General features: G+C 65.7%; 19 protein-coding genes. 13 read left to right on the top strand and 6 right to left on the bottom strand.

Features of this window, described 5'->3' with window-relative positions:
• The first annotated feature begins 253 nt into the window (after positions 1-253).
• A complete protein-coding gene (locus tag JQ633_RS18255; protein WP_211986438.1) occupies positions 254-1,897 on the top strand; it encodes an ankyrin repeat domain-containing protein in 1,644 nt (547 codons plus the stop codon).
• 4 nt (positions 1,898-1,901) lie between these two features.
• Here the strand turns inward: JQ633_RS18255 and JQ633_RS18250 are convergent, their stop codons facing one another.
• A complete protein-coding gene (locus tag JQ633_RS18250) occupies positions 1,902-2,636 on the bottom strand; it encodes a peptidoglycan-binding protein (RefSeq protein WP_211986437.1) in 735 nt (244 codons plus the stop codon).
• Positions 2,629-4,446, bottom strand: a complete 1,818-nt coding sequence (locus JQ633_RS18245; RefSeq protein ID WP_211986436.1) for a sensor histidine kinase — start codon at positions 4,444-4,446, stop codon at positions 2,629-2,631. The genes JQ633_RS18250 and JQ633_RS18245 overlap by 8 nt, the downstream gene beginning before the upstream one ends.
• A gap of 428 nt (positions 4,447-4,874) precedes the next feature.
• On the opposite strand from JQ633_RS18245, the gene JQ633_RS18240 reads away from it, so the two are divergent.
• Positions 4,875-5,249, top strand: coding sequence for a DUF5330 domain-containing protein (locus JQ633_RS18240; RefSeq protein WP_211986435.1), 375 nt, complete (start codon positions 4,875-4,877; stop codon positions 5,247-5,249).
• A gap of 90 nt (positions 5,250-5,339) precedes the next feature.
• Positions 5,340-5,774 carry a SufE family protein gene (locus JQ633_RS18235; protein ID WP_211986434.1) on the top strand — a complete coding sequence of 145 codons (435 nt, stop codon included), beginning with the start codon at positions 5,340-5,342 and terminating at the stop codon, positions 5,772-5,774.
• 3 nt (positions 5,775-5,777) lie between these two features.
• Here JQ633_RS18235 and JQ633_RS18230 read toward each other — a convergent pair whose 3' ends face one another.
• Positions 5,778-6,191, bottom strand: a complete 414-nt coding sequence (locus JQ633_RS18230) for a MucR family transcriptional regulator (protein ID WP_211986433.1) — start codon at positions 6,189-6,191, stop codon at positions 5,778-5,780.
• A 174-nt stretch (positions 6,192-6,365) separates the two neighbouring features.
• Entirely contained in the window at positions 6,366-7,265 is a 900-nt protein-coding gene (locus tag JQ633_RS18225) for a DUF308 domain-containing protein (protein ID WP_211986432.1), read from the bottom strand.
• A gap of 340 nt (positions 7,266-7,605) precedes the next feature.
• Between JQ633_RS18225 and JQ633_RS18220 the strand changes: the two genes are divergently transcribed.
• The gene (locus tag JQ633_RS18220; protein WP_211986431.1) at positions 7,606-9,255 is read left to right on the top strand and encodes a glycosyltransferase family 39 protein; all 1,650 of its coding nucleotides are present in this window, start codon (positions 7,606-7,608) and stop codon (positions 9,253-9,255) included.
• 175 nt (positions 9,256-9,430) lie between these two features.
• Positions 9,431-10,210, top strand: coding sequence for a class II aldolase/adducin family protein (locus tag JQ633_RS18215; protein ID WP_211986430.1), 780 nt, complete (start codon positions 9,431-9,433; stop codon positions 10,208-10,210).
• Positions 10,211-10,420: 210 nt separating this feature from the next.
• Here the strand turns inward: JQ633_RS18215 and JQ633_RS18210 are convergent, their stop codons facing one another.
• Both JQ633_RS18210 and JQ633_RS18205 read right to left on the bottom strand, forming a co-directional pair.
• Positions 10,421-11,821 (bottom strand): M20/M25/M40 family metallo-hydrolase, encoded by a 1,401-nt coding sequence (locus tag JQ633_RS18210; protein ID WP_211986429.1) that lies wholly within the window; start codon positions 11,819-11,821, stop codon positions 10,421-10,423.
• Between the two features lie 39 nt (positions 11,822-11,860).
• Positions 11,861-13,483: a helicase HerA-like domain-containing protein gene (locus tag JQ633_RS18205; protein WP_211986428.1), complete on the bottom strand. Its 1,623-nt coding sequence runs from the start codon at positions 13,481-13,483 to the stop codon at positions 11,861-11,863.
• Between the two features lie 375 nt (positions 13,484-13,858).
• Here JQ633_RS18205 and JQ633_RS18200 point away from each other — a divergent pair, with 375 nt between their 5' ends.
• The 8 genes from JQ633_RS18200 (at position 13,859) to scpA (ending at position 21,135) form a co-directional block, all read left to right on the top strand.
• Positions 13,859-14,224, top strand: coding sequence for a DUF2267 domain-containing protein (locus JQ633_RS18200; RefSeq protein WP_211986427.1), 366 nt, complete (start codon positions 13,859-13,861; stop codon positions 14,222-14,224).
• A gap of 56 nt (positions 14,225-14,280) precedes the next feature.
• Entirely contained in the window at positions 14,281-14,688 is a 408-nt protein-coding gene (locus JQ633_RS18195; protein ID WP_211986426.1) for a DUF4332 domain-containing protein, read from the top strand.
• 85 nt (positions 14,689-14,773) lie between these two features.
• A complete protein-coding gene (folP, locus tag JQ633_RS18190) occupies positions 14,774-15,631 on the top strand; it encodes a dihydropteroate synthase (protein ID WP_211986425.1) in 858 nt (285 codons plus the stop codon).
• Positions 15,628-16,008: a dihydroneopterin aldolase gene (folB, locus tag JQ633_RS18185; protein ID WP_211986424.1), complete on the top strand. Its 381-nt coding sequence runs from the start codon at positions 15,628-15,630 to the stop codon at positions 16,006-16,008. The genes folP and folB overlap by 4 nt, the downstream gene beginning before the upstream one ends.
• On the top strand, positions 16,001-16,492 hold the full coding sequence (gene folK / locus JQ633_RS18180; protein ID WP_211986423.1) for a 2-amino-4-hydroxy-6-hydroxymethyldihydropteridine diphosphokinase: 492 nt from the start codon (positions 16,001-16,003) through the stop codon (positions 16,490-16,492). The genes folB and folK overlap by 8 nt, the downstream gene beginning before the upstream one ends.
• A 105-nt stretch (positions 16,493-16,597) precedes the next feature.
• Positions 16,598-18,472, top strand: a complete 1,875-nt coding sequence (locus JQ633_RS18175) for a methylmalonyl-CoA mutase subunit beta (protein ID WP_211986422.1) — start codon at positions 16,598-16,600, stop codon at positions 18,470-18,472.
• On the top strand, positions 18,469-18,939 hold the full coding sequence (locus JQ633_RS18170; RefSeq protein WP_211986421.1) for a GFA family protein: 471 nt from the start codon (positions 18,469-18,471) through the stop codon (positions 18,937-18,939). The genes JQ633_RS18175 and JQ633_RS18170 overlap by 4 nt, the downstream gene beginning before the upstream one ends.
• Positions 18,940-18,978: 39 nt before the next feature.
• Positions 18,979-21,135, top strand: coding sequence for a methylmalonyl-CoA mutase (gene scpA, locus JQ633_RS18165; RefSeq protein ID WP_211986420.1), 2,157 nt, complete (start codon positions 18,979-18,981; stop codon positions 21,133-21,135).
• Positions 21,136-21,200: the final 65 nt, after the last annotated feature.

Genomic DNA, 21,200 nt, shown 5'->3' with positions numbered 1-21,200 from the left:
GTCCCCCTTGTTCCGGGGCACCGAAAACACGACACTTCACGAGCTACAAACAGGCGACAGATCACGAGCTACTGACACACGCAAGTCCGCCGGTTGACCGCCGCGGCGGTGCCTCATATCCTTGCATCCGCGGTGCAAGCCGCATCCGGGTCCACGGGAAGGGTTGAACCCACTTGCAACGCGCCAAGCGGCAAACCAAGCCTTTGTGCAGCCGGTTTTGTGGACCATCGGCGATTGATGCACGGAGGTTTCCATGGACCGATCGCCCGCGCGATTGAATCTCGAACATCTGAAGAAGCAGGCCAAGGAGCTGATCCGCCTTTACCGGCGGCAGGCGCCGGAGGCCTACGCCCGTTTCCGCAACGCGCTCCCGGCGGCCGCCGGGCGCAGCGATGCTGCGATCGCAGCACTCGATTTGCGGCTCCACGACGCGCAGTCCTGCATTGCGCGCGACCTCGGCTTCGCGTCGTGGCCGGACCTGCGGCACTATGTCGAGGCACACTTGCCGCTAGGAAAGGGCAAGGACGATCGCGTGCGGCGCTGGCTGCAGCTGGTCTATGCCGCCGACGTCAGCGGCACCGTCAACCGCGCCAATCCGCGCGTTGCAGCGCGGATGCTCAGCGAGGATCCCGGGCTTGCGGCTGGCGATCCCTATCTCGCCTGCGCCATCGGTGACGAAGCGACGGTACGGCGCACCGCCGACAGCGATCCGGCATGGGTCAACCGTTCCGGCGGTCCGCTCAAGCTGCCGCCACTGGTCGCGGTCACGCATTCCAGCCTGCTGCAGCTTCCGGAGTTTCGAGCTCGGCTGCACGGCTGTGCGCGCCTGCTGCTGCAGGCCGGCGCCGATCCCGATCAACGCATCGGCAGCCGCTGGCCGCCCGGATCGCTCGAGACGCCCGATGACGGCAATCCGCTGTCGGCGCTGTATGGCGCGGCCGGGCGCAACCACGATCCCGAGTTGACGAAGCTGTTGCTCGAAGCGGGCGCCGATCCGAACGACAATGAATCGCTCTATCACTCGCTGGAAGGCTCCGGCACCACGGGCGTGCTGCTCGAGCACGGCGCGCGTATCGCGGGCACCAATGCGATGTACAAGGTGCTCGACGACGAGAACATCGCGGCGCTCGAACTTCTGCTCGGGCACGGCGGAGATCCGAACGAGCCCGCCCGCAACGCCCCGCTGACCGATTGCGGCTCGCCGTTGATGTGGGCGATCCGACGGCGCCGCTCGCGGACATGTATCGCGACCCTGCTTGACGCCGGCGCCGATCCGCGCATCACAACGCCCGGCGGCCTCAGCGCCTACAGGTTCGCGCTGCAATTCGGACTGACCGACGTCGCCGATCTGCTGCGCGAACGGCTCGGCGCCGAGCCGCTTGCCGATGACGAGCAGTTTGTCGCGGCTTGCGCTCGCGGCGATGAGCGCGAGGCGCGCCGCATCCAGGCTGAACGTCCCGATCTTCCGGGCGCGCTCTCAGCGCAACAGCTGCGTCTACTCCCCGAGCTAGCGGCGGCCGGTGACGATTCCGGCGTGCGGCTGATGGTCAGCCTCGGCTGGCCGATCGTGGTCCGCGGCGGCGACTGGGACGGCTCGGCGCTCAATCACGCGGTGTTCCGCGGCAACGCGGCGCTGACGCGCTTCCTGCTCGAACACGGCGCGCAATGGACCGAGCAGCACGGCTTCGGCGACAACGCATCCGGCAGCCTGTCCTGGGCCTCGTGCAACGAGCCGGTCGAAGGCGGCGACTGGGCGGGCTGCGCGCAGGCGCTGCTCGACCACGGCATGCCGTGCGCCGTCCCGGATCCCGACGATCCGGAATGGGTGCTGGTTGCGGGGCGCAGGAAGCTGTTCTCCGACGAGGTCCGCGACATCCTGCTCGGGGATGCCGCGTAGTGGACTATTCGATCGGCCGGCCGGTTATCGCGGCGAGCTCGTGGACCACGCGTTCGGACATCTGTCCGGTCACCGGCAGCTTGCGCGCGCGCTCGAACTTCGCGATCGCCGCCTGGGTGTCCGCACCGATGGTGCCGGTCGGCTTGAGCTGGCCGTAGCCGTACTCGGTCAGCGTCCGCTGCACAGCCGCGATCCGCTTACCGGCTCCGCTGAGATGCGGGGTCGGGATCGGCGCCGGCGGGCGCACGACATTCGACGGCGCGGCAGTTGGCGTCGCGGAAGTCGACTTCACCACCAGGTTGGTCATCGGATCGGAAGGCTTGGACTCTGCCTTCGGTTCAGCCGGCTTGCCTTCGACCGCCGGCCTGGTTTCGACGGGCCTGACCTCGACCAGCTTCGGTGCCTCGACGGCAGCCGGCTCGGCCGTCCGCGCGGCGGCTTCGGCGGGACGCGGACGCGGCAACGGACTGGTGACCGCGGCGACCGGCGCCGGCGGCGGCAAGGTGACGACCGAACCGCCGAACATCGGGGACGGATGGCGGCCGGCCTGCAGGAACAACGCGTTGATCAGGATCGCGACTATCGCGGCCGCGGCGAGCACGCCCGCGACAAGATCCTTCGGACTGTACAGCAGCACGCGCAGCACGAGGCCGCGCTCCTCCTCGGCCGCGATGGCCACTGCCTTGGCGCCGCGGCGACGGCGCGGCGTTTCATCATCGTCCAAAGTCTGTCTAGGCACTCTTCTTCACCTGATGGGTTTGCTCTTGTAGTCCGGAGCGCAGCGCGGGCTTCAGGGTCGAGACATTGCTGGACGGCTCGACCGGTGCGGCCGGGCTGAACTCCAGCGGCAGCGCGACCGAGACGACGGTGCCCTCGCCCACCTTGCTCTCCACATTCAATTCGCCGTGGTGCAGACCGACCAGCCCCTTCACGATCGACAGGCCAAGCCCGGTGCCCTCGTGCCGGCGCTGATAGGTCTTGCCGGCCTGGAAGAACGGGTCGCCGATCCGCTTGAGGTCGTCGGGGGCGATGCCGACACCGGTGTCGGAGACACGGAGCACGAGCCGCGATCCCTCGACCACGGCCGATACGGTGACCTTGCCGCCGCGCTCGGTGAACTTGATCGCGTTGGAGACGAGATTGAGCACGATCTGTTTGAACGCGCGCGGATCGCCGTTCATGATCGGCAGATCGTCGCCGACGCGTGTCACGAGGTCGACGCCGTTCTCGCGCGCCTTCAGCGCCACCAGGTTGCAGCAATTGAGCAGCGCCGGGCGCGGCGCGAACGGCTCCGGAGAGATCTCGAAATTGCCGGACTCCATCTTCGACATGTCGAGGATGCCATTGACCACCGACAGCAGATGCTGGCCGGAATCGTTGATGAGCTGCGCGTATTCCTTGCGGCGCGCGGCATCGAGCCCGAGCACGTCTTCCTGCGCGATCATCTCGGAGAAGCCGATGATGGCGTTGAGCGGCGTCCGCAGCTCGTGGCTCATTGTGGCGAGGAAGCGGGTCTTCGATGCGTCAGCCTGCTCGGCGGCATTGCGGGCCAGTTCCAGCGCCTGTTCCTGCGCCTTGCGATCGCTGACGTCACGGATCACGGAGACCACTTCGGTCTCGTCCGCGGCCTGGTCGAGCGGCCTGCAGCGCATCTCGACCCAGATGAAGTCAGAGCCGACGTTCTCGCCCCGCGCGGCGTCGCGGCGCAGGCGGAACTCGACGCTGCGCGACTCGCCGCCGCGCGCGGCATCCGACAGCGCGGTGAGATAGGCCGGACGATCGGCGACATGAACCCGGTCGAACAGGCCGTGGCCGAGCAGCCGCGATGCGGGCATGCCGAGCATGATCTCGGCCGCCGGCGAAATGAAGCGCACCGCGCCGTTGCGGCTGTGCCGCGCCAGCACGTCGCTCATATTGTGCGCGAGCAGGCGATAGCGGTCTTCCTCAACATAGAGCAGCGCCACGCTGGTGCGCGCCAGCGACTCCGCGCCGAAGGCAAGGCCGGCGGCATAGAAGATCGCCGAGATCACGCCGACGCCGGCCAGAATGCCGTTGGCGACGATCGCCGGATCGGCGGCCGGCAGCAGATGATAATGTCCGAGCGCGCTGAGCAACGCCGCGCAGGTCATCGCCAGCGCAAACGCAAACGCAACAACGCGCCGCGAAGCCGACAGCGCCGCCTCGATTGGAATCACGATGAGCCACACCGCCGCAAACGATGCGATGCCGCCGGTGGTGGCCGAGATCGTCATCACGAGACCGGCGAGCGCCAGCGACGACAGCACATGCGCGCCTTCATAGCGGCCGGTGCGCGACAGGAACCAGGACAGCAGAATCGGCGCGATCAGCCAGGCGAACGCCGCGACCTCGATCGCCGTCGGCGCGCCGCGCATCGCAAGAAAGGTCGGGAAAGAAGCGAGCGCTGCCAGGCTGCCGAGCAGCCGCGGCGCCATGAAGGCACGATGGCGCGCGCGGGTCAGCGCATCATATTGCGCCGACGGATGCAGCAACGCATCGAGGCAATCGCGGATCAGACTCAAAACACTCACAGCACTCGCGCTTCGGCTCGATCGTCAGACAGACGCGCCGGAACGCCTCCTTGGTGATTGCAGGCCAACGTGTCAGAGCGAACTTAAGCGAACGCTAAGGCGAGACCGCCTGCGGCCAAACACCGTGCATTGGCCATGCTTTGACCTGTTATTCACGTCGCATTTCCCCGGGATGGTGAACGACAGGTTTCCGGATGCGACAAGCTATGGTTTCGAAATGGTGGACGCGGCGCGCGCGGTGAATCCGGCCTCGGCCACAGCGATCAATCGAAAATTTACACCGAATCAAATCAGGCGGATTTTCCGCGAATTTTCGGCGGATTTACTTCAATGCAAATACTTCCGATTTATCGACCGCTGCTACGGCTAAGCCAACTGCGGCGTCGACCGCATGAAGCAAAAGACAAACAGACGACCGGGATCGCGCCATGTTCTTCCTGTTGCGTTTGGCATTCTGGCTCGGGCTCGTGCTCGTGCTGCTGCCGAGAGACAAGACACCCGAATCGGAGAAGGTGCCGGAGATCAGGGCGTCCGACGCGGTGTCGGCTGCGACTGCGACGATCAACGACATGAGCCAGTTCTGCAAGCGCCAGCCTTCGGCCTGCGAGGTCGGCGGTCAGGCCGCGACCGCGATCGGCCAGCGCGCGACCGATGGCGCGCGCAAGATTTATCAGATCATCACCGAGAAGAAGCCCGACCACACCGGCTCGATCGACGCGGACGCCGTCGACGCCACGGCATCCCGCGACACCCTGACGTCAGCCGACCAGGCCATCGAATTCCGCCCGCCGCCGACGCCGTGACCGCAAATTAGGCCCGGAACCGGTTCCATTTTCGTCGCTTTCGCGGCCCGCCTTCCTATATAAGCCGTTGAGAATAGGACGCGGGTCACGATGACGACGACGATCGACGAAATCAGGGACAATTTTTCGCTGCTGGACGAGTGGGAAGACCGTTACCGCTATGTCATCGAGCTTGGCCGTACGCTCGAGCCGCTGTCCGAGGCGGAGCATTCGGCCGAGAACAAGGTGCAGGGCTGCGTCAGCCAGGTCTGGCTATCGAAGCGCCTCGAGCGCGATGCCAATGGCCAGCCGCGGCTGATCTATATCGGCGACAGCGATGCCCACATCGTCCGCGGCCTGGTCGCGATCGTGCTGACGCTGTTCTCGGGCCACACGCCGAAAGAGATCCTCGCCACCGACGCGCTCGCGCTGTTCGATGAATTCGGCTTCCGCGACCACCTGACGCCGCAACGCTCCAACGGCCTGCGCTCGATGGTGGAGCGCATCCGCACCGACGCGCGCGAGGCACTGGCGTCCGCCGCGTAACCTCTACCTTTTCTTCCGCGCCTGCTGGCCGAGCCCCATCTTCTTGGCGAGCTGCGAGCGCGCCACCGCGTAATTCGGCGCCACCATCGGATAGTCGGCGGCCAGGCCCCATTTCTCGCGGTACTGTTCCGGCGTCATATTGTACTGCGTGCGCAAATGACGCTTGAGCGATTTGAAGCGCTTGCCGTCTTCGAGGCACACCAGATATTCGGGCGTGATCGACTTCTTCGCCGCCACCGCGGGCTTGGCCGGCTCGAGCGGTGCATCATTGCGCCCGGTCGAGACGCGCAGCAGCGCGGCGTGGACCTGACTGATCAGGTTGGGAATATCCGAGGCCGGCGTCGGATTGTTGCTGAGATAGGCCGAAACGATGTTGGCGGTGAGTTCGACCGGGCTCTTCCCTGACGTGTCGGACATGGCTCGACGTTCCCTGGAGGGTGCGGTGCGCTGCCGGCCGGACAGTATCCGGCCACGACAATACATCCGTAGAATCGTGAACTACTTTGCGAATATGAACGGATTACCAAAAATCTGACAAGAACGGCTTTGCTCTATCTTAGAAACGGTACCGGCCGCAAGTATTGGCTGGACTTAAGGCCGCTGCTCGAGATGCGAGCGCAACTCGTCGATCGAGGCAAACCGCATCATGCCCTCGGGCATCTGAGCCTCGATCGAACCGTCCGAATAGAGCGAATAGGCCATGCCGTCGACGACGCCGGATTTGAGCACGGTCACCGCCGGCTGCTCCTGGGGCGGCGGCGGGTGGCCGGGCGATGGCGGTGCCGGCTGCTGCTGCGCCTCGCCGAATGTCGAAGGCGTGCGGGCGGCACGCCGCGGTGCGACATCGACCGACCGTGGACGGTCCACCTTCGGCCAGGCGTCATCGAAAGTCGCGGGAGCCGGCTCGGCCGCCGCAGCGGGACTGGGACGCAGTTCCGGCGACAGCAGGTCCGGGGTCAGCGGCTCGGCCGCGCGACCCTGGCCGCGCTCGCGCTCCTTCCGCGAGTTCGACGAAAACAGCAGGTTACGCCGCTTGGGCGGCGCCGCGGCGTCGGCAGCCGTTGCGGTCGCCGCCTCCTCGTCTTGCCCGCCGCGGCTGGCGATCTCCTCGTGCCAGGGCGGCGTTGCCGCGGGCGCGGGCGGCGCCGGCGGTTGGGCCAGTGGCGGAGGCACCGCCGCGCGCCGCTCGCGCGGGGGTGGCGACGGGAAATCGAAGTCACCTGGTACGGCGCCTTGCGGGGACGTTGCCGCCGCCGGTGGCAGCGGGAACTCGGCTTCGGCCCCGGCGTGGCCAAGCCGCCGGCCGATGGTCTGCAGTTCCCGAACCACCACCGCCAGCGCCAGCACGATGGCTCCGGCGCATACGCCGTCGACGCCAGTCGCAATCAGCATTCCGCCGACGCTGAATTCCTTGTTCGGAATTCCAAAGCCGATCGCCGCCAGGCCTGCCACAATCAGGCCCGCGCCGACGACCAACAGAGCAACCATCATCGATCTAACCCCCGGGAGCCCCGCCTGAAATTCGGCGCAGCCGCCGTAACAACGATACCGTCATATTGCCCAGACCGCCAACCGCCAATTGTGGACAGAGTTCCTGAGTTCGGGTTTTCGCCCGCATCGCAGAGCGCCTCGTCACCATCGAATCGAGGCTTTCCGGGGTGGGCGTCCCGTAAATCTACTGACTACGAAATGCTGCCAATTTATTGCAATGCATCAGGAAATTTACGCCACAATTGCCAATTACTTGGAAAGGGAACTGCGCTATATGGATGCCGGGGAATGAGGCCCTAAAGCGCCACACTGGGCCACAGGGACGCCGGTACCGTTAACCATGTCATCGATTACCACGTCTGCCATCGACACGCCTGCGCGGCGCTCGGTGGACAAGACCTGCGACGATCTCGCCTTCCTTGCACTCGGCGTGGTCGCTTTGATCGCCGGTCTTACATTTCGCGACTACGGCCTGGGCTGGGACGATTATACCCACGCTGAATATGCCGATCTGTTGCTGCGCATGTACGGCTCCGGGTTCAAGGACACCGGCGCGCTGTCGTTTGCCAACCTTTACATGTACGGGGGCGGCTTCGACATGGCCGCGGCGCTGCTGCACAAGGTCATTCCGCTGGAACTGTTCGAGACGCGCCGCCTGGTCGGCGCGATCGTCGGCGTCATAGGTCTGGCAGTCACCTGGCGCCTGGCGCGCCGCATCGGCGGTCCGGTCGCCGGACTGGCGGCGCTTTTGCTGCTGGCGCTGTGTCCGACCTTCTACGGCCACATGTTCATGAACCCGAAAGATGCACCGTTCGCCGTGGCGATGGTGATCCTGATCATGGGCCTCGTACGGCTCGCCGACGAATACCCGGCGCCCTCGCCGCGCACGATCCTGATCGTCGGCTTCGGCGCCGGCCTGTCGATCGGCTGCCGGGTGCTCGGCGGGCTCGCGCTGATCTATGCGGCCGTCGGGTTCATGCCGCTCCTGATCGAGGAATTCCGTGCCCAGGGCGTGCGCGAGGCGACGCACCGCTTCGGTCACGTCGTCTACGTGCTGCTGCCGGGGCTCGTGTTCGGCTACCTCGTGATGGGCCTGATCTGGCCGTGGTCGATCATGGAGCCGGGGCACCCGCTGGAAGCGGTGACCTATTTCTCGCATTTCTTCGAGAAGCCCTGGAAGGAGATGTTCGACGGCGCGCTGGTGTCGGTGCCGGACATGCCGTGGTCCTACCTGCCGACGCTGTTCGCGCTGCAGCTGCCCGAAGTGCTGCTGGTGCTGCTGTTCGCGGCGGTCGTCATCGCCTTGATGTCGCTGTCGCGGCGCGACGTGCCGGCCAAGCGCAAGACCATCATGCTGATGCTGACGCTCGCGGCGACGCTGCCGCTGGTCATCGCGATGGTGAAGCGGCCGGCGCTCTATAACGGCATCCGTCATTTCATCTTCGTAATCCCGCCGATGGCCGTGCTCGCCGGCGTCGCGTTCGCGCGCGGCATGGACTGGCTCAGCGAGAACCGCCGCGCCTGGCAGCCCGCCGCGGTCGCGGTGTTCGCGTTCGGCCTGTTGCTGCCGCTCAGCGAGATGATCCGCCTGCATCCGTACCAATACACGCACTTCAACCACATCGCCGGCACGGTGCGGACCGCCGACAACTACTTCATGCTCGACTATTGGGGCCTCGCGCTGAAGCAGGCCTCCGACGGGCTGCGCGAACAACTGGCCGAACGGCAGGAAGTGCCGCCGCAGAACCGCAAGTGGAAGGTCGCGGTCTGCGGACCGCAGCGGCCGGCCCAGGTCGCGCTCGGCCCCGATTTCACGATCGGCTGGGACTCGAACGCCGCCGACTTCGCGATGACGCTGGGCGAGTTCTACTGCAAGGGCCTGACCGCGCCCGTGATGGTCGAGATCAAGCGCGACGACGTGGTGTTCGCCCGCGTCTATGACATCCGCGGCCGCAGCATCTCGAGCCTGCTGGCGATCCCGGCGCCGTAAGGCACGGCAACCTCGAAGCAAATCGTTGCCCACTTTTTCCGTGTCGGAGCATGATCCGTCCAGATCGTGGGCCAGCCTTTATACGCCAGCATGACTGTCGCGCCGATGCGCTGCCTTGCTGCCCGTCGATCGCAGCGCTAGGCTCCGACCAATCACACAAACGGAGCAAACAGCCATGTCACCAGCGGAAGCGCGCCTGAAGGAAATCCCGTCGGATATCAGCGCCGCGGAGTGGGAGCAGCGGATCAACCTCGCTGCCTGCTACCGCTTGGTTGCGCTCTACGGCTGGGACGATCTGGTCGACACCCACATCTCGGCGCGGGTGCCCGGACCGGACCATCACTTCCTGATCAATCCCTACGGGCTGATGTTCGACGAGATCACCGCCTCGAGCCTGGTCAAGGTCGATCTCGACGGCAACCAGCTCTCCAAGAGCGACTACAGCATCAACCCGGCCGGCTTCACCATCCATTCGGCGATCCACGAGGTGCGTGAGGACGCCGGCTGCGTGCTCCATCTGCACACGGTCGACGGCACCGCGGTGTCGACGAGCCCGGAAGGGCTGCTGCCGCTGAACCAGACCGCGCAGCTCGTCACCCACGACCTCGCCTATCACGACTATGAGGGCATCGCGCTCGATCACGACGAGCGCCCGCGGCTGCAGCACGATCTCGGCAGCAAGCACCACATGCTGCTGCGCAATCACGGCACGCTGACGGTCGGCCGCTCGGTCGCCTCGGCCTTCGAGCGGATGTATCATCTGGAGCGGGCCTGCTCGATGCAGGTCGCGACCCGCGCGCTCGGACCGATCGCCTATCCGGTCGATCCGCACGCGATCGACAAGAACACCGAGCTGCTGTCCAACCCCGACCGCGCCGAGCTGCGCTCGACCCAGCTGGTCTGGCCGCCGCTGCTGCGCAAGCTCGACCGCGTCAACCCCGGCTACCGAGATTGAAATTTCACAATCTTGAGCTAGATTGTCGCCAACACCCTCTGCACTACCGAATCAAAACGCCGCCCAATTCCGGGCGGCGTTTTTACGTTTGGTATCTCATCCGTAGCCCGGATGGAGCGCAGCGCAATCCGGGGCAGGTCCATCTAAGGAGAGAGTGGTCCCGGATTTCGCTGCGCTCCATCCGGGCTACAAGACCGCTCTTCGACCGCCCTATTTCGCCTCCGCGAACGCCGCCAGGATCCGCGCCCAGGAGCGGATGCCCTTGTGGAAGCTCTTCAAGTCGTACTTCTCGTTCGGGGAATGGATGTTGTCGTCGTCGAGCCCGAAGCCGATCAGCACGCTGTCGAGGCCGAGCGTGCGCTTGAAGTCGGCGACGATCGGGATCGATGCGCCGGAGCCGACCAGTAGCGCCTCCTTGCCCCACTCGTCCGTCAGCGCGCGCCGCGCCGCCGCCAGCGGCTTCATGTTCCAGTCGAGTGCGATCGCCGGCGCGCCGGAATGGTCGATGAACTCGGCCTTGCAATCGGCCGGCACGCGCGCCGTCACATAGTCGCGGAACGCCTTGCGTATCCTGGCTGGGTCCTGCCCTTCGACCAAGCGGAACGAGACCTTGGCCGAGGCCTCGGCGGGGATCACCGTCTTCGAGCCCTCGCCGGTATAGCCGCCGACGATACCGTTGATGTCGCAGGTCGGACGCGACGACACCTGCTCGATCAAGAGACGGTCCTTCTCGCCGGCCGGCACCGACAGGCCGATCGGCTTGAGGAAGCTGTCCGCCGTCAGATTGAGGCTCTTCCACTGCGCCAGGATGTCCGGCGGCAGATCCTTCACGCCGTCGTAGAAGCCGGGGATGGTGATGTGGCCGTTCTCGTCATGCAGGCCGCCGAGGATGCGCGTCAGCACCCGGATCGGATTCTGCGCGCCGCCGCCGAACACGCCGGAATGCAGGTCGCGGTTGGCCGCCTTGATCTTGACCTCGTCATAGACCAGGCCGCGCAGCGAGGTCGTGATCGCCGGCGTGTTCGGGTCCCACATGCCGGTGTCGCACACCAGCGCGAAGTCGGCCTTCAGCTCGCCCTTGGTCGCCTCCAGGAACGGCACGAAATTCTTCGAGCCGATCTCCTCCTCGCCCTCGATGATGATGGTGATGTCGATCGGCAGCGACCCCGTCACCGTCTTCCAGGCGCGGCAGGCCTCGACGAAGGTCATCAGCTGGCCCTTGTCGTCCTCGGCGCCGCGCGCGACGATGATCTTGCGGCCGTCGGCGTGGTCGGTCACCACGGGCTCGAACGGCGGACGATGCCAAAGGTTGAGCGGATCGACCGGCTGAACGTCATAATGGCCGTAGAACAGCACATGCGGGCGTCCGTCGGTCGAGCCGTTCAGCTTGCCGAGCACGGCCGGATGGCCCGCGGTCGGCCGCACCTCGGTCTTGAAGCCGAGGGTCGCGATGTCCTTGGCGAGATGATCGGCGGCCGCCTTGCAATCATTGGCAAAGGCCGGATCAGCCGAGATCGATTTGATCCTCAGAAGTGTGAACAGCCGATCGAGACTGTTGTCAAAGTCGGCATCGATGCGGTCGAGGACCGACTGCAGTTTGGCGTTGGACATCGCGGATATCCTGTTGGTGAGCGTTGAGTTGCGAAAATCCTACCTGCGCAGCAAGCCGCCGAGCGCGCCGCGCACCAGCGAGCGGCCGATCGAGCCGCCGATCGAACCGCCGACCGACTTGCCGAGATCGGCGACCACGCCGCCGATCACCTTGTCGGTCACCGAGCGGGTGACGTTGCGCGCGATCACCTGTCCGGTCGACAGCCGGCCGCGCTTGACGTTGGTGCCGAAGATCGTCGCGGCGATCGAGCCGATCTGGCCGAGGATGCCGCCGCCGTCGCCGCCGCCCGCGCCGTCTGCGGGCGCGGCCGTGCCGGCGAGCCGCTTCTGGATGATCTCGTAGGCCGACTCCTCGTCGACCGCGGTGTCGTATTTGCCCTTCACCGGGCTCGCGTCCATGATCGCCTTGCGCTCCTCCGGCGTGATCGGTCCGATCCGCGCCGACGGCGGCCGCACCAGGACGCGCTCGACCATCGACGGCGTGCCGCCGCCCTCCAGGAACGAGACCAGCGCCTCGCCCTTGGCCAGCTCCATGATGACGCGCGCGGTATCGAGCTTCGGGTTGGGGCGGAAGGTCTGCGCCGCCGCGGCGACGGCCTTCTGGTCGCGCGGGGTGAAGGCGCGCAGCGCGTGCTGCACACGGTTGCCGAGCTGCGCCAGCACCTTGTCCGGCACGTCGACCGGGTTCTGCGTCACGAAATAAACGCCGACGCCCTTGGAGCGGATCAGCCGCACCACCTGCTCGATCTTGTCCATCAGCGCCTTCGGCGCATCGTTGAACAACAGATGCGCCTCGTCGAAGAAGAACACCAACTTCGGCTTCGGCAGGTCGCCGGCCTCCGGCAGCTCCTCGAACAATTCCGACAGCATCCAGAGCAGGAACGTGGCGTAGAGCCGCGGGCTCTGCATCAATTTGTCGGCGACGAGGATGTTGACCATGCCGCGGCCGTCGCGGTCAGTCTTCATGAAATCCTTCAGCGTCAGCGCCGGTTCGCCGAAGAACTTGGTGCCGCCCTGGTTCTCCAGCACCAGCAGCTGCCGCTGGATAGTGCCGACCGTCGCCTTGGAAACGTTGCCGTAGCTCTGCGCCGCCTTGCGGATCGGCGCCAGCGGATCCTCCTCATCGTCGGCGGCCTTCTTGCCTCCGCTGGGCGCGATCGCGTCGAGCAGCGCGCGGAGATCCTTCATATCGATCAGCGTCAGACCGTTTTCGTCGGCGACGCGGAAGGCGACGTTGAGCACGCCTTCCTGCACGTCGTTCAGATCGAGCATCCGCGACAGCAACAGCGGACCCATTTCGGTGACGGTGGCGCGCACCGGATGGCCCTGCTCGCCGAACACGTCCCAGAACACGGTCGAGAACTGATCGGGCTGAAAGGTCAGCCCCATCTCCTTTGCGCGCTTGACGATGAAGTCCTTGGCCTCTCCGACTTCCGAGATACCGGAGAGATCGCCCTTGATGTCGGCCGCGAAGACCGGCACGCCGGCGCGCGCAAATCCTTCAGCCATCACCTGGAGCGTGACTGTCTTGCCGGTTCCTGTCGCGCCGGTCACAAGGCCGTGCCGGTTGGCGAGCGCAAGCGTCAGCCACGCTGTCTCCTCACCCTTGCCGATGAAGATCTTCTCGTCGGTATCGGCCAGCTTGTTGTCGGAGGTCGCCATCGCTTTCGCCTCTTCGCGCAGATTAGATCGGTTCGATCTCGAACCGGGTTCGACGAACGAACCTGTGCCATCATAATGTATCTTGCAGGTCGGTCGATTGAAACCATCGGCCGATGCCCGCATACAGCGTTGCCTTATGAGTTCCTTATACTTTATTCCCTACCAACACTTTTTCCTGACGCGTGAAGAAAGCCATTGCGCATTGCGACAAGATGGCGTGTATGCACCGCTCACTCTTGCATCGCTGCAACACCGGCACGCGATCGGAAAAGAAAAACGAGCTGCCTGACGCGGATCGCTTGAATTTCGCGGCACAGGCGCTCAAGATGAATCCTCAAGAACGATCCGGCAAAAACCGGTTGAGGCGGGGCAATTATGGATGAATTGGTTGGACGGCTGGCCGCCAAGGCCGGCATCGATGGTGCTGTCGCTGAAAAAACCATCGGCATCGTTCTGGGTTTCCTCCGTAACGAGGGACCTGCCGACCAAGTCAATGCTCTGATCAACCAGATCCCCGGCGCTGAAGCGGCGATCGCCGCTTCCAACAATAGCGGTGGTCTGTCGCGATTGATGGGTGGCGGGCTGATGGGTGTCGGCACCCGGCTGATGGCGCTTGGTTTGAACATGACCGAAATTCAGAGCGTCGCGCGTGAACTTTTCAAGTTCGGCCGCGACAAAATCGGAGCGGATCAGATGGGCGAGATCATTTCGGGGACACCGGGCCTCAGCCAGTTCGCCTGAAGCACCCTCCAACGCCACTCGCGTCGACGCTCTCTTTCTACCTGCATACGAGTATCATGACATATCCCCTCTCCCAGATCGAAGGCCTGTCCGCCTATTGCGCTACGAAACTGAAATCACAGGGTATCCGCACGACTGAAGCGCTGCTTGAAGCTGCCCGCACCGTCAAGGGACGCAAGGCGCTCGCAGACAAGACCGGGATCAGCGAACAGCAACTGCTCGAATGGGCCAACATCTCCGACTACATGCGGATCCCCGGCATGGGCAAGGCCAAGGTCGGCCTGATCCGCGCCGCCGGCGTCACCACGGTGCGCGAGCTTGCACACCGCAACCCGTCGCGGCTGGCGCAGAGCATGAAGGACGCCAACGTCAAGCGAAAGCTCGTCCGCGTGCTGCCGTCCGAGAAATCGGTCGAGCTGCTGATCGAGCAGGCACGCAAGCTGGCACCCAAGATCACCTATTGATCACCCATTAGGGTGATCGCGCGCCTCCAGCGCCATCCGCCCACCCCACCTTGACTTGCCGCCGCGGTCAGCGCAAAGCCACCGCATGATGGCAACCAAGCCCATAGCGTCAGTGGCCGCCGGCCCGGCCGGACGCGCGGTGCTGCCGGCTTTGCTGGCGAAGCCATATCCGGCAGTGATGGGTATATTGAACGTGACGCCGGACTCGTTCTCCGACGGCGGACAGTTCATCGCGCCCGAGCAGGCGCTGGCGCAGGCCCGCAAGCTGGTCGCCGACGGCGCCGACATCATCGACATCGGCGCGGAATCGACCCGCCCCTACGGCTCGCAGCCGGTGACGGCCGACGACGAGCTCGCGCGGCTGAAGCCCGTGCTGGCCGGCGTCGTCGCACTCGGCGTGCCGGTCTCGATCGACAGCATGAAATCGGAGGTCGTGGCCTGGGCGCTCGACCAGGGCGCTGCGATCGCCAACGACGTCTGGGGCCTGCAGCGCGATGCCGGCATGGCTGCAGCCGTCGCTGCCCGCGGCGTGCCCGTGATCATCATGCATAATCGCGACCGTGCCGATCCGGCGATCGACATCATGCAGGACATCGCGGCCTTCTTCACCCGCTCGCTCGAGATCGCCGCGAAGGCCGGCATCTGCTCCGACCGGATCTTGCTCGATCCCGGCATCGGCTTCGGCAAGACGCCGCCGCAGAGCATGACGGCACTGGCGCGGCTTGCCGAGCTCAGCGCCTTCGGGCTGCCGGTGCTGGTCGGCGCCTCGCGCAAGCGCTTCATCAGCACCATCGTGGCCTCGGAGCCGCAACAGCGGATCGGCGGCTCGATCGCCGCGCATCTGATCGCCGTGCAGAACGGCGCGCGCATCATCCGCGCGCACGACGTCGCGGAAACCGTTCAGGCGCTGCGGGTGGCATCAGCAATCAAGGGACAGCAATGACCGACACGATCTTCATCAAAGGGATCGTCATCCATGCCCGCCATGGCGTGATGGAACACGAGACCGAGGTCGGGCAGCGCTTCGTCATCGACCTCGAGCTCTATACCGATCTCTCGGAGTCCTCGCATACCGACCGCCTGTCCGACACGGTGTCCTATTCAAACGTGGTGGCGACCGCGACGTCGGCGTTCAAGAACACGAACTACAAGTTGCTGGAACGCGCTGCCGGCGCGGTGGCCGACGCGATCCTCGCCGCCTTCCCGCGCATCCGGGCCGTCAAGGTCACGGTCCACAAGCCGCATGCACCGATTGCCGCGATCTTCGAGGATGTCGGCGTGGTGCTGACGCGCTCACGGCATCCACCGCACCATGGCTGACGTCCTGATCGCGCTCGGCGGCAATGTCGGCGACGTCCGCGCGACGTTCCGCAAGGCGATTGCCAATATCTGCGGCATGACGCAGGCGGCGCTGCTGGCGCGCTCGTCGGACTATTCGACCCCGCCCTGGGGCGAGCAACAGCAGGACGACTTCATCAATGCCTGCATCGAGATCGAGACCAGCCTCGATCCGCATGCGCTGCTGTTCACGCTGCACAAGATCGAAACGAAGTTCGGCCGCGACCGGGCCGACGAGCAGCGCTGGGGTCCGCGCACCCTCGACCTCGACCTGATCGCCTATGACGACGTGACGCTGAGCAAGCCGGAACTGACCCTGCCCCACCCGCGCCTGTTCGAGCGCGCCTTCGTGCTGGTGCCGCTGGCGGAAATCGTTCCCGATCGCGTCATTGCCGGCCGCCGTGTCGCCGACGCGCTGGCCGGGGTCTCGGCCGACGGTATTTTCCGTCTGCCGGACCTCGATTGAGGCCAAACCGCCTCAAACAACCGTTTGGCTTGGCGGCGCGCCCATGGCAATTTCCGGCCAAATCAGGCGGCCCTCTGCGGGGCCAGTGAAGGATATACTGGGCGGATGACGACCACGACTGACGATTTGCCTCTGGCTGCGGATTTCCCGGCTGCGACTTATGACGACTGGCGCAAGCTGGTCGACGGCGTGCTGAAGGGCGCGCCGTTCGACAAGCTGACCGGCAAGACCTACGACGGGCTGAAGATCGATCCGATCTATCGCCGCGCCACCAACAATGCGCCGATCGCCGGCCGCGCTGCCGCCGCGCCCTGGCAGATCCTGCAGCGGGTCGACCATCCCGACGCGGCCGAGGCCAACGCGCAGGCACTGCACGATCTCGAGAACGGCGCCACCGGCCTCGAATTCGAATTCGCCGGCGGCCCCGGCGCCCGCGGCTTCGGCCTCGCCGATGCCAGCAAGAAGACGCTGGCGCGCGCCTGCGGCGGCGTCCATCTCGATGCCGGCATCATGATCGCGCTCAACCCGGTGCTCGGGCGCGAGAACGCCGGCGAGACCTTTGCCGACATGGTCGAGGCGCGGAAGCTCGATCCGGCCAAGCTCGACCTGCATTTCAACTACCAGGCGCTCAGCACCATGGCCGTGCGCGGCGCAGCGACGGCATCTTGGGCCGAGTATGAAAAGCCGTTCGGCCGGGTGGTCAACGGGCTGATCAAGCGCGGCTTCAAGGGGCCGTTCGCACTCGCCGACGGCCGGCCGGTGCATGATGCCGGGGGATCGGAGGTGCAGGAGCTCGCCTTCACGCTGGTGGTCGCGGTTGCATATCTGCGCATGCTGGAAGGCGCCGGCCTCGATCTCGATGCGGCGCGGGCTGCGATCTCGTTCCGGCTCAGCGCCGACGCCGACCAATTCCTGACCATGGCGAAATTCCGCGCGCTGCGGCTGCTATGGGCGCGGGTCGAGCAGGCCTGCGGCCTCGCGCCGAAACCGATTTTCGTCAATGCGCAGACCGCCTGGCGCATGCTGACCCAGCGCGATCCCAACGTGAACCTGCTGCGCGCCACGATGGCGACCTTTGCGGCCGGCCTCGGCGGCGCCAATGCGATCACGGTGCTGCCGCACACGCTGGCACTCGGCCTGCCCGACGATTTCGCGCGGCGCGTAGCGCGTAACACGCAACTGGTGCTGCTGGAAGAATCCAACCTCGCCAAGGTCTCCGATCCGGCGGCCGGCTCCGGCGGCATCGAGACGCTGACCTCGCAGCTGTGTGAGGCCGCGTGGGCACTGTTCCAGGAGATCGAGAAGGCCGGCGGCGTCTTCGCTGCGCTCGAGCAAGGCCTGATCCAGAGCAAGGTCGCCGCGACCAGCGCGCAGCGTGAGACCAATGTGGCAAAGCGCCGCGACGTGCTGACCGGCGCAAGCGAGTTCCCGAACCTGCACGAGGCCGACATCGCGGTGCTAAGCGTCAAGCCGACGGCGACGGCGCCGCAGGCCGGCGCCAAAGTGAAGTTCGACGCGCTTGCGCCGATACGGCTTGCGGCGCCGTTCGAGGCGCTACGCGACAGATCAGACACCGCGCTGAAGGCGCGCGGCGCGCGGCCGAAAATCTTCCTCGCCAATCTCGGCACGCCCGCGGACTTCACCGCCCGCGCCACCTTCGCAAAGAGCTTCTTCGAGACCGGCGGGATCGAGGCCATCGACACCGAGGGCTTTGCCGACGCGGCGGCGCTGGCCGCGGCCTTCAAGGCTTCCGGCGCCGTGATGGCGTGCATTTGTTCCTCGGACAAGGTGTATGCCGACCGCGCAGTTGACGCCGCGAAGGCCCTTCAAGCGGCGGGCGCGAGGCATATCTATCTGGCAGGGCGGTCCGGCGACCAGGAAGCGGCGCTGCGGGCGGCCGGCATCGGTGAGTTCGTGTTCGCCGGCGGCGATGCGCTGGCGGCGTTGCGCGACGCCTATCGACGGATGGAGCAGGCATGACGGCTGAAGCACCCGCAAAACCCGTTTTGACCGGCGGCTGCCAATGCGGCGCGGTCCGCTTCGCGGTGTCGGCGGCGCCGACCCGGATCAGCATCTGCCACTGCCGGATGTGCCAGAAGGCCTCGGGCGCGCCGTTCGCCTCCTTCGCCGACATCGACAAGGAGGATTTCAGCTGGACCCGCGGCAAGCCGGCGGCGTTCAAATCCTCCTCGATCGCCGAACGCGACTTCTGCGCCGCCTGCGGCACGCCGCTCAGCTTCCGCCGGATCGACGGTCCCCGGATCGAGATCATGACGGGTGCCTTCGACCGGCCTGACCGCGTGATCCCGACGCAGCAATTCGGAACCGAGTCCCGCCACGGCTGGGTGGTCGGGATCGCCAATCTGCCGAGCCAGACCACGATGCAGAACTATGGACCGGAGAAGATGGCGACCATCGTCAGCCACCAGCATCCCGACCATGATTGATTGACGTTGCAACACGACCGCCATGATACGATGGACACCATGACCCGCATTCCCAATTTCGCCGATGTCGCTTTCCAGCCGGTCGCCGGCGCAGCGCAGGCTGCGAGCGCCGAGCCGTGGCTGACGCCTGAGGGCATTCCGGTCAAATCGATCTACAGCGAGGCCGATCTCGACGGCATCGACTTCCTGGAAACCTGGCCGGGCATCGCGCCCTATCTGCGCGGCCCCTACCCGACCATGTATGTCAACCAGCCCTGGACCATCCGGCAGTATGCCGGCTTCTCCACGGCGGAAGATTCCAACGCGTTCTACCGCCGCAACCTCGCGGCCGGACAGAAGGGCCTGTCGGTCGCGTTCGACCTCGCCACCCACCGCGGCTATGACTCGGATCATCCGCGCGTCCTCGGCGACGTCGGCATGGCAGGCGTCGCGATCGATTCCATCTACGACATGCGCACGCTGTTCGCCGGCATCCCGCTTGACCAGATGAGCGTATCGATGACCATGAACGGCGCGGTGCTGCCGATCCTCGCGCTGTTCGTCGCGGCCGCAGAGGAACAGGGCGTACCGCCGGAAAAGCTGTCGGGCACCATTCAGAACGACATTCTGAAAGAGTTCATGGTGCGCAACACCTACATCTATCCACCTAGCCCCTCGATGCGGATCATCTCCGACATCTTCGCCTACACGTCGCAGAAGATGCCGAAGTATAATTCGATCTCGATCTCCGGCTATCACATGCAGGAGGCCGGCGCGACGCAGGACCTCGAGCTCGCTTATACGCTGGCCGACGGCGTCGAATATCTGCGCGCCGGGCTTGCCGCCGGCCTCGATGTCGACCGCTTCGCGCCGCGGCTGTCGTTCTTCTGGGCGATCGGCATGAACTTCTTCATGGAAGTCGCCAAGATGCGCGCCGCGCGGCTGCTGTGGGCCAAGCTGCTCAAGCAGTTCAACCCGAAGGATCCGCGCTCGCTGTCGCTGCGCACGCATTGCCAGACCTCGGGCTGGTCGCTGACCGCGCAGGACGTCTTCAACAACGTGATGCGCACCACCATCGAGGCGATGGCAGCAACGCAAGGCCACACCCAGTCGCTGCACACCAACGCGCTCGACGAGGCCCTGGCACTGCCGACCGACTTCTCGGCGCGGATCGCCCGCAACACCCAGCTGTTCATCCAGCAGGAAAGCGGGACCAACCGCATCATCGATCCCTGGGGCGGCTCCTATTATGTCGAGCGGCTGACCCGCGATCTCGCCGAAAAGGCCTGGGGCCACATCCAGGAGGTCGAGGCGCTCGGCGGCATGGCCAAGGCGATCGAGGCCGGCGTGCCGAAGCTGCGCATCGAGGAGGCTTCCGCGAAAACACAAGCACGCATCGATGCCGGTCGCCAGGCGGTGATCGGCGTCAACAAGTACAAGCCGGAGAACGAGAGGCCGATCGACGTGCTGAAGGTCGAGAACTCCACCGTGCGGCGGCTGCAGATCGACAAGCTGGCGCGGCTGAAGAAGGAGCGCAACCAGAAGGACGTCGACGCGGCCTTGGCGGCGCTGACCCGCAGCGCCGGCGAAGGCAACGGCAATCTGCTGGCGCTGGCGATCGACGCCGCGCGCGCAAAAGCCACCGTCGGCGAGATTTCGGACGCGATGGAGAAGGTGTTCGGCCGCCACCGCGCCGAGATCAAATCCATCACCGGCGTCTACAAGCGAGAGGCAGCGGCCATGTCCAACAAGGTCGAGAAGGTTCAGGCGCTGATCGACGCCTTCGAGGAGGCCGAGGGCCGCCGTCCGCGCATCCTGGTCGCCAAGATCGGCCAGGACGGCCATGACCGCGGTCAGAAGGTGATCGCATCGGCCTTTGCCGACGTCGGCTTCGACGTCGATATCGGGCCGCTGTTCGCGACCGCCGACGAAGCCGCCCGCCAGGCGGTCGAGAACGACGTCCATATCCTCGGCGTCTCCTCGCTGGCCGCCGCCCACCTCACCGCCGTGCCCGAGCTGAAGGCCGCGCTGAAGAAGCACGGCCGCGAGGACATCATGATCATCATCGGCGGCGTGGTGCCGCCGCAGGATTACGATGCGCTCTATGCCGCCGGCGCCGAAGCGATCTTCCCGCCCGGCACCGTGATCTCCGACGCCGCGGAGGAGCTGATCCGCAAGCTCAACGCCCGGCTCGGCCACAGCGAGGCAGCGGAGTGATCGCCCCATCGACATAGGATCGATCGTACGGAATGACGCCGACGCAGCCCTCCCCTGCCACCGGC

The sequence above is a fragment of the Bradyrhizobium tropiciagri genome, assembly GCF_018130505.1.
In the GTDB taxonomy this organism is placed as follows: domain Bacteria; phylum Pseudomonadota; class Alphaproteobacteria; order Rhizobiales; family Xanthobacteraceae; genus Bradyrhizobium; species Bradyrhizobium tropiciagri_B.
This window is presented reverse-complemented; position numbering and strand designations above follow the sequence as displayed.